The sequence below is a fragment of the Phenylobacterium sp. J367 genome, from assembly GCF_024699985.1.
Taxonomy (GTDB): domain Bacteria; phylum Pseudomonadota; class Alphaproteobacteria; order Caulobacterales; family Caulobacteraceae; genus Phenylobacterium.
Genome location: NZ_JAJONA010000001.1, coordinates 4,603,641 through 4,617,550, shown reverse-complemented (window position 1 = coordinate 4,617,550; position 13,910 = coordinate 4,603,641). Strand labels below are relative to the sequence as shown.

The window sequence follows — 13,910 nt, the reverse complement described above, 5'->3', positions numbered from 1 at the left end:
GCCGGTTCGATATCCTGGCCTGCGCGGCAGCGCCGAAGAAGAGCGAGAGGAGCACCCTATGTCACCGCGGATCGAGCCCGGCGTCGTCGAGGTCCAGGAGACCCGGCGCGGACAGTTCCAGGTGGAAGTCCGGACGGGCGAAGCGTGCTTCCTGGCCGACGAGCCGGAGGCGGTCGGAGGCCTTGGATCCGGCCCGACGCCCTACGAGCTGCTGGCGTCGGCGCTCGGCGCCTGCACGGCGATGACCGTCCGGATGTACGCCGGCCGTAAGGGTTGGCCGCTGGAGGACGTGACCGTGCGCCTGCTCCATCGCCGGCCGGGTCCGCAGGCCCGGGATCACTTCGCCCGCGAGATCGTGCTGAAGGGGGCGCTCACCGACGACCAGCGGAGCCGCCTCCTGGAGATCGCCAACCGCTGCCCGGTGCACCAGACACTGGAGCGGGGGGCCGAGATCGTCACGGTCCTGGCGGAGACGCCTCACATCCATGGCCCCAGGCCCGCGGATGACGACCATGTGCGGGACATGGCGGACGTCTGCACGGTCTGACCCCCGAGGCGCGGCGCCGCGCCTCCCATGGGAGCGGGACGGTCTTCTTTCCGCGGGGACGTCCCCCTATATACCGCCGCCTGCACCGACGGCGGTGCGCCCATCGACGGCTCCGACACCCAGAATGACCGGCTAGTGCAGCGCCTTCCGCCCCACACACTTTCCGTCGCCCCGATGATGGACTGGACGGACCGGCATTGCCGGGTCCTGCACCGGACGCTGAGCGGCCGCGCGCTGCTCTATACGGAGATGGTGACCACCGGGGCGGTGCTGAACGGCGACCGGGAGAAGCTGCTGGGGTTCGATCCCGTGGAGCATCCGGTGGCGCTGCAGCTCGGCGGCTCGGAGCCGGCGGACCTCGCCGAGGCCGCGCGGATCGGCGAGGCCTGGGGCTACGACGAGATCAACCTCAACGTCGGCTGCCCGTCGGACCGGGTGCAGTCGGGCCGGTTCGGCGCCTGCCTGATGCGCGAGCCGGAGCTGGTCGCCGAGTGCATGGCCGCCATCGCCGAGGCGGTGAGGGTCCCGGCCACCGTGAAGTGCCGGATCGGCGTCGACGACCAGAACCCCGAGGAGAGCCTGTTCGGCCTCGTCGACCTCTGCGCCCGGGCCGGCGTCAGCCACTTCGTGGTCCATGCCCGCAAGGCCTGGCTGAAGGGCCTGTCGCCCAAGGAGAACCGGGACATCCCGCCGCTCGACTATCCGCTGGTCTGGCGGCTGAAGGCCGAGCGGCCGGAGCTGACCATCGTGATCAACGGCGGGGTCGCGTCGCTGGACGAGGCCGAGGACCACCTGCGCCACGTGGACGGCGTCATGCTGGGCCGCGCCGCCTACCATACGCCCGGACTGCTGGGGGAAGCCGACCGCCGGATCTTTGGAGACGGCCAGGATGTCGATGGCTTCGAGGCCGTCCGGCGCTACATCCCCTACGTCGAGCGGCAGCTTTCGGCCGGCGTCCATCTGGCGGCCATGACGCGCCACATGCTGGGCCTGTTCCACGGCATGCCGGGCGCGCGCGCCTGGCGGCGGATCCTGACGGTCGAAGGCGTGAAGGCGGGGGCCGGCGTCGAGGTGATCGAGCGCGCCCTGGCCGAGATCTCAGGGCTGCAGGAACAGCGCCTGGCGCGTGGCCTGGAAGCTGGAGAGGCGGCCTAGGTAGGTCATCCCGAGGAGCGAGCTGTCCAGCCCTTCCTCGATGACCAGGGCGTCGACGTTCTCGATCCGCGCGCCGTCCACCGAGACGGAGGCGAGCCTCACCGGCGCGGCGCGGGTGCGGCCGGCGGCGGTGCCGACCGTGTAGTCGAACTTCAGTTGCTCGATGCGGATGCCCAGGCGCTGGGCGTCGTTGGGGGTCAGCGCCACGGCGGTCGCGCCGGTGTCGACCAGGAAGCGCACGGCCTGGCCGTTCACCTCGGCCTGGGCCCAGTAGTGGCCGTCGGCGGCCTTGGGGATCTCGGCGCGCTCGCCGGCCGCGGGGTCGGCGGCCAGGGGCATGACCATGGCGGCTTCGGCGCGGGCGGCGCGCAGCTGCGGGGGCTTCGGGGCGAAGGCCACGACGGCGCCGGCCGACGCGAAGGCCGAGGCCGAGGCGACGAACGCCACGAGGGCATATCGCACGAGACTGGACGCCCGCTCGCTCATCCGTTTCGGGTTCCGCTCCGCCGCTTTGAAGGGCGAAGCCTAGGCCCGATCCGTTGTTAAGGGATGAACGACGGCGGTTAGCGGGCGGAAAGGCCGCGCTATCGGAACATCGCCAGCTTCTCGGGCCGAATGCGGCGCTTCCGCTCGGGCAGCTCGGCCATGATCGCGTCCCGCTCGGCGTCCGACAGCCTGGCCCACCCCGCCACCTCGTTGAGCTGGCGGTAGCAGCCCATGCAAAGGCCGCTCTCGCCGTCGACGACGCACACCTTGATGCAGGGGGTCCTGATGGCCTTCGGGGGCCGCCCGGCGGCGCGCTCATGTCCGCGCCTCGGGGAGCGGCAGGGCGTAGGCGACGCTGGCCTGGGCGGCCAGTCGGTCGGGGCTCTCGGTCCACAGCCGTACGTCGCAGACCGCGCTGCGGCGGCCGAGGTGCAGAAGCTCGGCCTCAGCGTGGATGTCGCCGGGCTTCGCGCCGCGCAGGAAGTTGATGGTCAGTTGCGAGGTCACGGCCATCAGCTGCTCGCCGATGTGGGCGAGGATCAGCGCATAGGCGGCGGTGTCGGCCATCGCCATCAGGTTTGGGCCGGAGACCAGCCCGCCGGGCCGCAGCATGACGTCGGCATAGGGGCGGACCGTCGTGCATCGGCCCGGCGCCACCGTCGTCACCCGCCATTGGGTCTCGGAATCCGTCCCGGGGAAGGCGCGCGACATCAGCGCATTCACCTCGTCGGCGGTCATGCAGGGCTCAAATCGCGCCATGCCGCCTTCATGCCCGGCCAGATCGAACATTACAAACAATTTATAGTCACAAGTAACAACGGTGTATCATTGCAGAAGTTTAATCCGAGTCTACTGAACATTGCCGGTAATTCATTTGAAGTAACGCAGGCTGCGGCGCAGTTTCCGTTCAGGAAGTTTCTGAGGGAGACGTGAGTATGAAAGTCGCCGCCATCGCCATCGCAGCTCTGGGTCTTGTCGCCGCCGGCCAGGCGGGCGCCGCTGAACGCGCGTCGGACCTCGACTACATGAAGGCCAACCGCTGCAAGGGCCTCGCCGAGACGCTCGGTTCGGTCGATACGGCTGGCCTCGACACCTATCTCAAGGCGCAGAAGAAGGGCCGCCAGAGCTTCGTGCTCGAACGTGGCGAAAGCGAATTCGACAAGGCGCGCCGGGAGGCCAAGAGCCCCGACCGCAAGGACCGCCTGAACGCCGAACTGACCGGGGCCTGCATGGCCTACATGGGGCCCGACAAGGCCGTCGCCGTCCGCTGACCCTCCGAGCCTGGCCCCAACTCCAGGTTCCGGCGCGCCGCTTCCCCCGGGGCGGCGCGCCTTTTTTTTTTTGCGAATCCGCCCTGGCGCTTTCGCTTGCACGGAACCCATCTTGGCGGCCAAGCTTTTGAGCGCTTCGAGCGCCGTTGGGGCGACCGGGGAGCATGATGTCGGCCTTGAGATCTGGTGATACCGTCTGGCGGACCGCGCGGGCTGACCGCGCCGCGTTCCTCATCGACACCGAGGCCTATTTCACCGCCGTCTTCGACGCCTTCCACAAGGCCCGCCGCTCGATCCTGCTGCTGGGCTGGGGCTTCGACCCCCGGACGCGCCTGTTCCCCGACGGCTACGATGGACCGGACGACCCGGACGAGGTCGGCCGCATCCTGGTCGACCTGGCCTGCGCCCGGCCCGACCTCGACGTGCGCCTGCTGATCTGGAAGTCGGCCCTGCCGATCAGCGCCACCCAGGAGTTCTTTCCGCACAAGGCGCGCAAATTCTTCAAGGACACGCCGGTCAAGTTCGTGCTCGACGACCACGTCCCGTTCGGCGCCTGCCACCACCAGAAGGTGCTGGTGATCGACGACCGTCTGGCCTTCTGCGGCGGCGGCGACATCGCCGTCGACCGCTGGGACACGGCGGGTCACCGCGACGACGACCCGCGCCGGATCATGCCCAAGCAGGAGTGCCACGCCCCCCGGCACGAGGTGATGATGATGGTCGACGGCCCGGCGGCGGCGGCGCTCGGCGACCTCGCCCGCGAGCGCTGGCGGCGGGCGACCGGCGAGACGGTGGCGCCGCCGCCGGACGCCGGCGGCGATCCCTGGCCCGACCATGTGCCGCCGCACCTACGCGAGGTCGAGGTCGGCATCGCCCGCACCGAGCCGGACTGGAAGTCCTATCCGCTGGTCAACGAGATCCAGAAGCTGACCCTGGCGGGGATCGCCGAGGCGACCGACACCATCTATCTGGAGAACCAGTATTTCACCTCGCCGCTGGTCTGCGAGGCCCTGGCCGCCAGGCTGGCCGAGCCCAATGGCCCGGAGGTGGTGATGATATCGACCGGCGTGGCCCCGAGCTGGTTCGACCGGCTGACCATGGACCGGACGCGCGGGACGATGATCTGGCGCCTGCGCGCCGCCGATGTCTTCGGCCGCTTCAAGGCCTTCTATCCGCGGACGCAAGGGGGCGAGGTGATCATCGTCCACTCCAAGGTCAGCGTCTTCGACGACCGGCTGGCCCGGGTCGGCTCGGCGAACCTCAACAATCGGTCCGGCGGCTTCGACACCGAGTGCGAGCTGGCGGTGGAATGCCACGACGAGGCCCACCGGCTGACCATCTCCGCCTTCCGCGACCGCCTGGTCGGGCACTTCATGGGCGTGACGGGCGACGCGGTCGCCAAGGCGCGGGCGGAGTTCGGCGGCCTTTGCCCCGCCATCGACGCCCTGAACCGCGAGGGCCGGCTCGCGCCCATCGAGCCGCCGATGATGACCGGGGTGGGCGAGTTCATCGCCGCCTACCACATCGGCGACCCGGTCGACACGGCCGACTCCTGGCGGCTCGCCCGGCGTCGCGAACGGCTGATGCGCGAGGCGCGGCAGGTCGCCGACGACCGTTCGCTCACGCCTCCGGGCGAACGCTGAAGTCCATCACCAGCGGCAGGTGGTCGGACGCCACCCGCCACGCCGGATCGAAGGGCACGAAGACGTCCCGCACCTCGATCTCGCGGCTGACGAAGATGTGGTCGATGCGCAGCACCGGCAGCGGGGAGGGGAAGGTCGCCGTCGGCGTCTTCTTCGGCGCCAGCCGGCGCGCGGGCTCCAGGCGGGCGGACAGCGTGCGGTAGACCACCGAGGTGGCGGTCGCGTTGAAGTCGCCCAGCAGGATGCGCGGGCCCTTGCAGCGCGGATGCTCCAGCCAGCCATGGCCGGCGAGGAAGGCCGCCTGGATCTGCTGCTCCTTCGGCACCAGGCCCAGGTGGGTGTTGATGATCTGGACCGGCCGGTCCTCGATCTCCACCTCCACCCACAGCGCGCCCCGCGGCTCGAGCTGGGGCAGCCGGGGATGGCCCGGCAGGGGGCCGGTCTGGATCAGGGTCTCGGGATAGGCCGTGAGGATCGCGTCGCCGTAGAGCTCCTCCTCGACCTTCAGCGCCGGGTGGAAATGGCTCGCCATCCGCAGCCGGTCGGCGATCTCGTGGGCCTGGTCGACGTTGTTGGTGCGCGCGCGCCCGACGTCCAGTTCCTGCAGGGCGACGATATCCGGCTCCAGGGTCGCGAGCACGTCGGCGATGCGCGGAACGTCCAGGCGGCGGTCGTTCCCGACGCAGCGGTGGACATTGTAGGTGACGATCCGGGGCATGGGGCGCGGATGTGTGGGCCTGTTCCGGGACGAGCGCAAGCTGGGCGAACGCCGGCGTCCCGCCCGGGAACCGCCGCCGCCGTCTGACTGCCTGAAACGCACGAGACGCCCTCTCGGCGGCGCCCCGCTCCGCTGACCTCCGAGGATAGAAATGACGTTGACGTAAGCGTCATCTTCCCATTTCGGCGGCTCAAGCGTATGGTCCGCGGCCTAGCGCCATACGCTGTAAAGACAAGCGACGGGAGACGCCCATGAACCTCGACTTCACGCCTGAAGAGAACGCCTTCCGCGACGAGGTCCGGGCCTTCATCCGCGACAACTATCCGGCCGAGCTGCGCGCCGCGCAGGACGAGCACCGGGCGCTGACCAAGGAGGAGTACCTCCTGTGGCACCGGATCCTGGCGAAGAAGGGCTGGGTCGCCCCGTCCTGGCCGGTGGAGCACGGCGGCACGGGCTGGACGCCCACCCAGAAGTACATCTGGTCCGAGGAGCTCGCCAACGCCGACGCCCTGCCGGTCCTGCCGTTCGGCGTCAGCATGCTGGCCCCGGTGGTCTACACCTTCGGCACCGAGGAGCAGAAGCAGCGCTTCCTGCCGGGCATTTACAACGGCGACGTCTGGTGGTGCCAGGGCTACTCCGAGCCGGGCGCCGGCTCCGACCTGGCCAGCCTGAAGACCCGCGCCGAGCGGATCACCGCCGACGACGGCAAGGAATATTACATCGTCAACGGCCAGAAGACCTGGACGACGCTCGGCCAGCACGCCGACTGGGGCTTCTTCCTGGTCCGCACCGACCCGGACGCCAAGCCGCAGTCGGGCATCTCCTTCCTGCTGATCGACATGAAGACGCCCGGCATCACCGTGCGCCCGATCATCACCCTGGAGGGCGGCCACGAGGTCAACGACGTCTTCCTCGACAATGTGAAGGTGCCGGTCGAGAACCGCATCTTCCACGAGAACCAGGGCTGGACCTGCGCCAAGGCGCTGCTGGCCCACGAACGCTCCGGCATCGCCGGCGTGGCGCGCTCCAAGCGCAACCTCGAGAAGCTCAGGACCATCGCCAAGACCGAGCGCTCGGACGCGGGCGGCTCGCTGCTGGGCGACGCCTTCTTCCGCCGCAAGGTGGCCGAGCTGGAGATCGACCTCTCGGCGCTGGAGTTCACCGAGCTCCGCACGCTCGCCGGCGAGAGCAGCGGCAAGGGCCCGGGTCCGGAGAGCTCGATCCTCAAGATCAAGGGCACCGAGATCCAGCAGCGCCTGCAGGAGCTCGCCCTCGAGGCCGTCGGCCACTACGGCGCGCCGTTCCTGCGCGACCTCGGCGACAACTTCCAGGCGGGCCCGGACTACGCCCGCGGCCTGGCCGGCGAGTACTTCAACGGCCGCAAGACCTCGATCTACGGCGGCTCCAACGAGATCCAGCGCAACATCATCGCCAAGATGGTGCTGGGGCTCTGATTTCGGCCGCAACGGAGAGCTCCCTCCCCCTTGCGGGGAGGGGCTGGGGGTGGGGGTGCCTGAGCGAACGCCTGGAGCGATCCACAAGTTCGACCGCGCAGCGTCTGCTGCGCGTCGGATGCGGCGCGAGCCCACGTACTCCGAGAAACAGCTCTGGAAAGCTCTCCGCACGACCGACCTGCATTTCCGGCGGCAAGCGCCTTTCGGGCCCTACGTCGTGGATTTCGTCTGCCACCAGCATCGACTGATCGTCGAACTGGACGGGGGCGTCCATGACCTGCCCGAGGTCGCAAGTCGCGACGCCGCCCGCGACACCTGGCTGACAGGCCGCGGCTACCGCGTTATGCGGTTCCGCAACGACCAGCCGGTGGACGACGTGCTGCAGATGATCTTCGCCCGGCTCAGCGCCGACACCCCCACCCCTAACCCCTCCCCGCAAGGGGGAGGGGGACGACGAGAGTAGGTCCTTCCGATGGATTTCAGCTTCACCGAAGAACAGTCGATGCTGCGCGACACGGTCGCGAGCTACCTGGCCGACACCTACGACTTCGACAAGCGCCGCGCGGCGATCTCGAAGGAGCCGGGCTGGCGTCCGGAGGTCTGGAAGGCCTTCGCCGAGGAGCTCGGCATCCTGGGCGCGCCGTTCTCCGAGGAGCTCGGCGGCCTGGGCGGCGGCCCGATCGAGAACATGATCGTCATGGAGGAGTTCGGTAAGGCGCTGGTCGTCGAGCCCTACCTGCCCACCGTGGTGATCGGCGGCGGCTTCCTGAAGCACTCCGGCCACGCGGGCGCCGCCGACCTGATCGGCGAGATCATCGCCGGCACGGCCACCTTCGCCTTCGCCTATGCCGAGCCCAAGGGCCGCTACAACCTCGCCGACCTGACCACGACGGCGAAGAAGGACGGCGCCGGCTGGGTGATCAACGGCATGAAGGCGGTCGTCGTCGGCGCGCCCTTCGCCAGCCACCTGATCGTCACCGCCCGCACCTCGGGCGGCCAGCGCGACGCCCAGGGGATCTCGGTGTTCGTCGTGCCGAAGGACGCCCAGGGCGTGTCCACCCGCGACTACCCGACCGTCGACGGCAACCGGGCTTCGGAAGTCACCTTCGAGAACGTCAGCGTCGGCGCCGACGCCCTGCTGGGCCCGGCCGACAACGGCCTGCCGCTCATCGAGAAGGTCGTCGACGAGGCGATCGCGGCGACCTGCGGCGAGGCCATCGGCGTGTTCCGCAAGCTCCACGAGGGCACGCTCGACTACACCAAGCAGCGCAAGCAGTTCGGCGCCCCGATCAGCTCGTTCCAGGTGCTGCAGCACCGGATGGTCGACATGTTCATCCAGCTCGAGCAGTCGATCTCGATGACCTACATGGCCACCATCAAGCTCAGCGACGACGCCGAGCGCTCCAAGGCGGTCTCCGCCGCCAAGGTGCAGATCGGCAAGGCCGCCAAGTTCATCGGCCAGAACGCCATCCAGCTGCACGGCGGCATGGGCATGACCGACGAGATGGCCATCGGCCACTACTTCAAGCGCGCCACCCTGATCGAGAGCGCCTTCGGAAACACCGATCACCACCTCGGCCGCTATGAGTTCCTCAGCCTCGGCCAGGCGGCTTAGGGGCCATGGGCAGGAGGCGCAGGTCAAGGCGACCTTCGCCGACGGCGAAGATGAGGGGCGGCTCCAGCTGGAGCCGCCCCGTCTCGTTTTCCGGGGCGCGCAACGCCGTGTCTTCGAGGGCGAGGCGCTGCAGGGCGTCCGCGCCGAGGGCGACGACCTCGTGCTGGCCGACGGCTCACGCTTCGCGCTGGGCGAGAAGCGGGCCGCCGCCTGGGCCGACTCCATCCTCAATCCAAGGACCCGGATGGCGAAGATCGGGGCGAAGCCCGGCATGCGCGCCGCCGTGATCGGCGTGGCGGACATCGACCTCACCCGCGAGCTGGCCGAGGCCGGCGCCCAGCCGGTGACCGAGCTCGCCGGGCTCGACCTCCTCTTCTACGCCGCCGACAGCGCCGAGGCGCTCGCCCGCATCGGCGACCTCGTCCCGACGCTTTCGGACATGGGCGCCCTCTGGGTCCTCTCGCGCAAGGGCAAGGCCGCCACTGTCAAGGACGTCGAGGTCATGGCCGCCGCCAAGGCCGCCGGCCTGGTGGACAACAAGGTCGTCGGCTTCTCCGACACGCTCACCGCCCTGCGCTTCGTCCGCCGCAAGGCGTGACGATGGGCTGCATCGAGGCTCCACCGGCCCTGCACGCGGCCGAGGTTGCCCGTCGGCCCGCAGCACCCTAACCGGAGAGGCGATGTCTCCCCGCGATCTCGGCCTGATGGTGATGGTGTGCCTGATCTGGGCCGCCAACAACGTGCTGTCGAAATATGTGGTCAGCGGGCTGAACGTGCCGCCGCTGGCCTATGCCGGCCTCAGGTTCGCCGTCGTGCTGCTCTGCGTCTTCCCCTGGCTGTTCCCGGCTCCCAGGCCGCTCTGGCGGATCGTGGTCGTGGGCCTCCTGATGGGCGGCGCGAACTTCGCCCTGCTGTTCGTCGGCCTGAAGACCGCCACGCCGTCGTCGGCGGCGGTGGTGCTGCAGCTCGGCATCCCCATGAGCATCCTGCTCTCCGTGCTCCTGCTGGGCGAGCGCATCCGCTGGCGCCGCGGTCTGGGCATCGCGCTGACCTTCGCCGGCGCCATGACGGTGATGTGGGATCCGCACGGCTTCGCGATCTCCACCGGCCTGCTGCTGGTCGCCGCCGCCGCCTTCGGCGGGTCGCTGGGCTCGGTGCTGATGAAACAGCTCGAGGGCGTGAAGCCCCTGCAGTACCAGGCCTGGGTCGGCTTCACCTCGCTCCTGCCGCTGACCCTGCTCTCGGCGGTCTTCGAGCCCGGGCAGGTCGAGAAGGTCATCGCCGCCGGCTGGCCGTTCCTGGGCGCGCTCCTGTTCTCGGCGCTGATCGTCTCGCTGTTCGCCCACTCCCTGTTCTACGTCCTCGTCCAGCGGCACGAGGCCAACCTCGTCTCGGCGTTGACGCTGATGACCCCGCTCGCCACCATCGCGCTCGGGGTGGCGGTCATGAACGACCCGTTCGGGCCGCGGATGGCCATCGGCAGCGCCGTCGCCCTGGTGGGCGTCCTGATCATCGCGCTGCGCGGCAACCAGGTCTGGCCCATGCTGCTCGCCATACGGAACCGCGCCCAATGAACGTCATCGAAGCCCCGTCGCCGAACTGGGACGCCCGGACCGCGCCGCCGGACACGCTGATCCTGCACTACACCGGCATGCCGACCGGTCAGGAGGCGATCGACTGGCTGCGCAACCCGGAGTCCAAGGTCTCCTCGCACTACGTCGTCGAGGAGGACGGCCGGGTCTTCCGGCTGGTGCCCGAGGAACGCCGCGCCTGGCATGCCGGCGTCTCCTTCTGGAAGGGCCAGCGGGCGCTGAACGGGACCTCCATCGGCATCGAGATCGTCAACCCCGGCCACGAGTGGGGCTACCGGCCGTTCCCGGAGGCGCAGATCGCCTCGGTGATCGCGCTCGTGGCCGACATCCGCACGCGCTGGACCATCGACGACGGCCGCATCGTCGGCCATTCCGACGTGGCGCCCGACCGCAAGGACGATCCCGGCGAGCTGTTCCCCTGGAAGCGCCTCGCCGAAGCCGGCCACGGCCTGTGGGCCGAGGCGCCCGCGGCGCCCGGCGCGCCGATCGGGGAGGGGGGAAACGGGCGCCGGGGTCTTCGCCTTCCAGGCCGGCCTCACCCGGCTCGGCTATGCCTGCCCGCCGTCCGGCCAGTACGACGCCCAGACGGCGACGGTCGTGCGCGCCTTCCAGCGCCACTGGCGGCCGGAGACGGTCGACGGCATCGCCGACGGCGAGACCCGCGCGCGGCTGATCGCGCTCCTCCGGCTCGGCGCCTGATGCATCCGGCCAGGCTCTTCCATGTGGAGGACGCCGGGCGGCTGGTCGCCCAGCTTGGCGCGCAGCCGTTCGTGACCATCTGCGCCGCCCCGGACGGCCGGCCGCGCGTGGCCCACGCGCCTGCGGTGGTCCGGCGGCTCGACGGCGGCCTCGCCGTCGACTTTCACCTGTCGCGCGGCAATGCGCTGAGCCCGTTCCTCGCCACGGGCTTCCGGGCCGTCGCCGTCAGCCTCGGCCCCGAGGCCTACGTCAGCCCCGACTGGTACGAGAGCCCCGACCAGGTGCCGACCTGGAACTACGTCTCCGTGGAGGCCGAGGGGCCGGTGGCGATCCTCGACGAGGCGGGCCTGATCGCCCAGGTCGACGCCCTGTCGGCCCAGGAGGAGGCCCGCCTGCTGCCCAAGCGGCCCTGGACCCGGGCCAAGATGAGCCCCGGCGTGTTCGAGAAGATGGTCCGCGGGATCGTCGGCGCCCGGCTGACCGTGGAGCGGCTGGAAGGGATCTCCAAGCTCTCCCAGAACAAGGCCGAGGCCGACCGGCTGGGCGTCATCGCCGCGCTCGGCGACCATCCGGTCGCGCGGCTGATGGAAAATGGGCCGGAATGACACCGGCTTGACCCCGCGGGGCCAAACGACCACTTTCCGCGCGGATCAGACGGCCGGGCGGTCGCGGCCCTTCGGGGTCGAGGAAAGTCCGGGCTCCACGACGACATGGCGGCGGGTAACGCCCGCCGGGGGCGACCCCAGGGATAGCGCCACAGAAAGCAAACCTCCGCCCCCTCGGGGACGGGAAGGGTGAAAGGGTGGGGTAAGAGCCCACCGGGAGGCTGGTAACAGTCGCCGCATGGCAAGCCCCGCCAGGAGCAAGACCGAATAGGGACCGCGCGCCGGGAGCAATCCGGGCAGGACCGTCGTTGGTCCGAGCAGGTCCGGGTAGGTCGCGAGAACCGGCCCGCGAGGGTCGGTCCAGAGGAATGGCCGCCGCGTCTCCTTCGGGAGGCGGCACAGAACCCGGCTTACAGGCCGTCTGATCCGTTCATCCTCAAGCCCCCCAACGGCGCCGTTTCGCCCCAGGTGTTAAAGCGTTCTCTGTATGTTCGGTGGATAAGTCTTATCGCCCCATTCTACTGCCTGCCGAGGGCATTGTTTTTGCGTGATTGAGTCTTCTGGAGTCATTGTATCCCAGTTGATCCCGTGTTAACCCAATCATCATCCGCTCACCCTGTCGCCCGACCCCGTTTCGGGGCGCCGGGCGACACCGGGGAGCGGTGACGGGGCGGCCGGGCGGCGGTCGCAGGGCAGGGGTTTTTCAGGCGTGTTTCTCTCGACCTTCGAGAAACAGTTGGACGCCAAGCGGCGCATCGTCGTGCCGCAGGACTTCCGCGCGCTCGCCGCCGGGCCGTTCGACGGCGTGTTCTGCTTCCCCTCCATCGAGGCCGACTGCATCGAGGGCGGCGGCAAGGCCCTGTTCGACCGCTACAACGGCGTCATCGAGGAGCTGGAGTTCGGCGACCCGCTGCGCTCGGCGCTGGAGACCTCCGTGCTCGGCGGCATGGCGCGCCTGTCCTTCGACACCGCCGGCCGCATCACCCTGCCCGAGACGCTCTGCGAGATGTTCGGCCTGACCGACTGGGTCGTCGTGGTCGGCATGGGCGACCGCTTCCAGATCTGGCAGCGCGAGGCCTTCCAGGCTCACCGCGCCGCCCAGCGCGAGCTGGCCCGCGACGGCCTGGCCCAGCTCCGCGCCCAGCAGCGCGCCGCCCGCCTCGGGGGCGGCCAATGAGCGAGGCTGCGCACGTCTCCGTCCTGCGCGACGAGGTGGTCGAGGCCCTCGCCCCCAAGGCCGGCGAGACCCACGTGGACGGCACCTTCGGGGCCGGCGGCTACACCCGCGCGATCCTGGCGACCGGCGCGTCCGTCGTCGCCTTCGACCGCGACCCGTCCGCCCGCCGCTTCGCCGGCGACCTGCCCGCCGACCGCTTCCGCCTGGTCGAGGCCCGCTTCTCCGAGATGGACGAGGTGCTGGGGGAGGCCAGCGTCGACGGCGTCGCCCTCGACCTCGGCGTCTCGTCCATGCAGCTCGACGAGGCCGAGCGCGGCTTCTCCTTCATGCGCGACGGGCCGCTCGACATGCGCATGGGCGATACCGGCCAGACCGCCGCCGACCTGGTCAACACCGCCGAGCCGGTCGAGCTGGCGCGCATCCTCTATGTCTACGGCGAGGAGCGGCAGAGCCGCCGGGTCGCCGCCGCCATCGCGCGCCGCCGCGCCGAGCAGCCGTTCACCCGCACGCTGGAGCTGGCCGACTTCATCGAGAGGGCGCTGGGCGGCCGCCGGGGCGCCAAGACGCACCCCGCCACCCGCTCGTTCCAGGCGATCCGCATCGCGGTGAACGAGGAGCTGTCCGAACTGGAGGCCGGCCTCGTCGCGGCTGAGAAGACCCTGAAGGCCGGCGGTCGCCTCTGCGTCGTCACGTTCCATTCGCTCGAGGATAGAATCGTCAAAAGCTTCCTGTCGGTGCGGGCAGGTAGAACGCCGGCTGGGTCGCGCCACGCGCCGCCGGTGGAAGCCGGCGCCGCCCCGAGCTTCCAGCTCCTGTTCAACGGCGCGAAGGCGCCGGGCGACGCGGAGCTGGCGGCCAATCCCAGGGCCCGTTCGGCGAAGTTGAGAGCGGCCGTGCGCACCGATGCGCCGGTCTGGAGAGATGCGGCATGACCTTGCTCGATCGGAG

General features: G+C 70.0%; 16 protein-coding genes, 1 other RNA gene and 1 pseudogene. 14 read left to right on the top strand and 4 right to left on the bottom strand.

From position 1 onward, the window contains the following. Positions 1-58: 58 nt before the first annotated feature. Complete coding sequence (locus LRS04_RS24555) at positions 59-547, top strand: OsmC family protein (RefSeq protein WP_257818697.1); 489 nt, start codon at positions 59-61, stop codon at positions 545-547. Positions 548-682: 135 nt separating this feature from the next. Beyond that, positions 683-1,702, top strand: coding sequence for a tRNA dihydrouridine(20/20a) synthase DusA (gene dusA, locus LRS04_RS24550; protein WP_257818696.1), 1,020 nt, complete (start codon positions 683-685; stop codon positions 1,700-1,702). Here the strand turns inward: dusA and LRS04_RS24545 are convergent. The 3 genes from LRS04_RS24545 to LRS04_RS24535 form a co-directional block, all read right to left on the bottom strand. Next, the gene (locus LRS04_RS24545) at positions 1,646-2,188 is read right to left on the bottom strand and encodes a TIGR02281 family clan AA aspartic protease (RefSeq protein ID WP_257818695.1); all 543 of its coding nucleotides are present in this window, start codon (positions 2,186-2,188) and stop codon (positions 1,646-1,648) included. The genes dusA and LRS04_RS24545 overlap by 57 nt on opposite strands. 98 nt (positions 2,189-2,286) lie before the next feature. Further along, positions 2,287-2,475, bottom strand: a complete 189-nt coding sequence (locus LRS04_RS24540) for a DUF1289 domain-containing protein (protein ID WP_257819246.1) — start codon at positions 2,473-2,475, stop codon at positions 2,287-2,289. 28 nt (positions 2,476-2,503) lie between these two features. After that, positions 2,504-2,926, bottom strand: coding sequence for a PaaI family thioesterase (locus LRS04_RS24535; RefSeq protein WP_257818694.1), 423 nt, complete (start codon positions 2,924-2,926; stop codon positions 2,504-2,506). A 191-nt stretch (positions 2,927-3,117) separates the two neighbouring features. Between LRS04_RS24535 and LRS04_RS24530 the strand changes: the two genes are divergently transcribed. Beyond that, positions 3,118-3,459, top strand: coding sequence for a hypothetical protein (locus tag LRS04_RS24530; RefSeq protein WP_257818693.1), 342 nt, complete (start codon positions 3,118-3,120; stop codon positions 3,457-3,459). 167 nt (positions 3,460-3,626) lie between these two features. After that, a complete protein-coding gene (locus LRS04_RS24525; protein ID WP_257818692.1) occupies positions 3,627-5,102 on the top strand; it encodes a phospholipase D-like domain-containing protein in 1,476 nt (491 codons plus the stop codon). Here LRS04_RS24525 and LRS04_RS24520 read toward each other — a convergent pair. Continuing rightward, positions 5,080-5,820 (bottom strand): endonuclease/exonuclease/phosphatase family protein, encoded by a 741-nt coding sequence (locus LRS04_RS24520; RefSeq protein WP_257818691.1) that lies wholly within the window; start codon positions 5,818-5,820, stop codon positions 5,080-5,082. The genes LRS04_RS24525 and LRS04_RS24520 overlap by 23 nt on opposite strands. 251 nt (positions 5,821-6,071) lie before the next feature. On the opposite strand from LRS04_RS24520, the gene LRS04_RS24515 reads away from it, so the two are divergent. The 10 genes and pseudogenes from LRS04_RS24515 to rsmH all read left to right on the top strand — a co-directional run bounded on the left by LRS04_RS24515 (position 6,072) and on the right by rsmH (position 13,894). Next, the gene (locus tag LRS04_RS24515) at positions 6,072-7,274 is read left to right on the top strand and encodes an acyl-CoA dehydrogenase family protein (protein ID WP_257818690.1); all 1,203 of its coding nucleotides are present in this window, start codon (positions 6,072-6,074) and stop codon (positions 7,272-7,274) included. Positions 7,275-7,323: 49 nt separating this feature from the next. After that, positions 7,324-7,737 carry an endonuclease domain-containing protein gene (locus LRS04_RS24510; RefSeq protein WP_308238226.1) on the top strand — a complete coding sequence of 138 codons (414 nt, stop codon included), beginning with the start codon at positions 7,324-7,326 and terminating at the stop codon, positions 7,735-7,737. Positions 7,738-7,746: 9 nt separating this feature from the next. Next, the gene (locus LRS04_RS24505; protein WP_257818688.1) at positions 7,747-8,889 is read left to right on the top strand and encodes an acyl-CoA dehydrogenase family protein; all 1,143 of its coding nucleotides are present in this window, start codon (positions 7,747-7,749) and stop codon (positions 8,887-8,889) included. Continuing rightward, positions 8,858-9,487: a DUF3052 domain-containing protein gene (locus LRS04_RS24500; RefSeq protein ID WP_257818686.1), complete on the top strand. Its 630-nt coding sequence runs from the start codon at positions 8,858-8,860 to the stop codon at positions 9,485-9,487. The genes LRS04_RS24505 and LRS04_RS24500 overlap by 32 nt, the downstream gene beginning before the upstream one ends. A gap of 82 nt (positions 9,488-9,569) precedes the next feature. Next, the gene (locus tag LRS04_RS24495; protein WP_257818685.1) at positions 9,570-10,463 is read left to right on the top strand and encodes a DMT family transporter; all 894 of its coding nucleotides are present in this window, start codon (positions 9,570-9,572) and stop codon (positions 10,461-10,463) included. Then, positions 10,460-11,180 (top strand): annotated as a pseudogene (locus tag LRS04_RS24490) (N-acetylmuramoyl-L-alanine amidase). Before LRS04_RS24495 ends, LRS04_RS24490 begins: the two are co-directional and overlap by 4 nt. Continuing rightward, on the top strand, positions 11,180-11,785 hold the full coding sequence (locus tag LRS04_RS24485; protein ID WP_257818684.1) for an FMN-binding negative transcriptional regulator: 606 nt from the start codon (positions 11,180-11,182) through the stop codon (positions 11,783-11,785). Before LRS04_RS24490 ends, LRS04_RS24485 begins: the two are co-directional and overlap by 1 nt. Positions 11,786-11,830: 45 nt before the next feature. After that, positions 11,831-12,214: RNase P RNA component class A (rnpB, locus tag LRS04_RS24480), an RNA gene on the top strand. A 280-nt stretch (positions 12,215-12,494) separates the two neighbouring features. Further along, the gene (locus LRS04_RS24475) at positions 12,495-12,962 is read left to right on the top strand and encodes a division/cell wall cluster transcriptional repressor MraZ (RefSeq protein WP_257818683.1); all 468 of its coding nucleotides are present in this window, start codon (positions 12,495-12,497) and stop codon (positions 12,960-12,962) included. Continuing rightward, positions 12,959-13,894: a 16S rRNA (cytosine(1402)-N(4))-methyltransferase RsmH gene (rsmH, locus tag LRS04_RS24470; RefSeq protein ID WP_257818682.1), complete on the top strand. Its 936-nt coding sequence runs from the start codon at positions 12,959-12,961 to the stop codon at positions 13,892-13,894. Before LRS04_RS24475 ends, rsmH begins: the two co-directional genes overlap by 4 nt. The last annotated feature ends 16 nt before the right edge of the window (positions 13,895-13,910 follow it).

Bases quoted from the DNA above. Each gene is read 5' to 3' on its own strand.
- LRS04_RS24520 (WP_257818691.1), bottom strand. From the start codon at position 5,820: ATGCCCCGGATCGTCACCTACAATGTCCACCGCTGCGTCGGGAACGAC.
- rsmH (WP_257818682.1), top strand. From the start codon at position 12,959: ATGAGCGAGGCTGCGCACGTCTCCGTCCTGCGCGACGAGGTGGTCGAG.
- LRS04_RS24525 (WP_257818692.1), top strand. From the start codon at position 3,627: ATGTCGGCCTTGAGATCTGGTGATACCGTCTGGCGGACCGCGCGGGCT.
- LRS04_RS24505 (WP_257818688.1), top strand. From the start codon at position 7,747: ATGGATTTCAGCTTCACCGAAGAACAGTCGATGCTGCGCGACACGGTC.
- LRS04_RS24545 (WP_257818695.1), bottom strand. From the start codon at position 2,188: ATGAGCGAGCGGGCGTCCAGTCTCGTGCGATATGCCCTCGTGGCGTTC.
- LRS04_RS24495 (WP_257818685.1), top strand. From the start codon at position 9,570: ATGTCTCCCCGCGATCTCGGCCTGATGGTGATGGTGTGCCTGATCTGG.
- LRS04_RS24485 (WP_257818684.1), top strand. From the start codon at position 11,180: ATGCATCCGGCCAGGCTCTTCCATGTGGAGGACGCCGGGCGGCTGGTC.
- LRS04_RS24500 (WP_257818686.1), top strand. From the start codon at position 8,858: ATGAGTTCCTCAGCCTCGGCCAGGCGGCTTAGGGGCCATGGGCAGGAG.
- LRS04_RS24555 (WP_257818697.1), top strand. From the start codon at position 59: ATGTCACCGCGGATCGAGCCCGGCGTCGTCGAGGTCCAGGAGACCCGG.
- LRS04_RS24535 (WP_257818694.1), bottom strand. From the start codon at position 2,926: ATGACCGCCGACGAGGTGAATGCGCTGATGTCGCGCGCCTTCCCCGGG.
- LRS04_RS24515 (WP_257818690.1), top strand. From the start codon at position 6,072: ATGAACCTCGACTTCACGCCTGAAGAGAACGCCTTCCGCGACGAGGTC.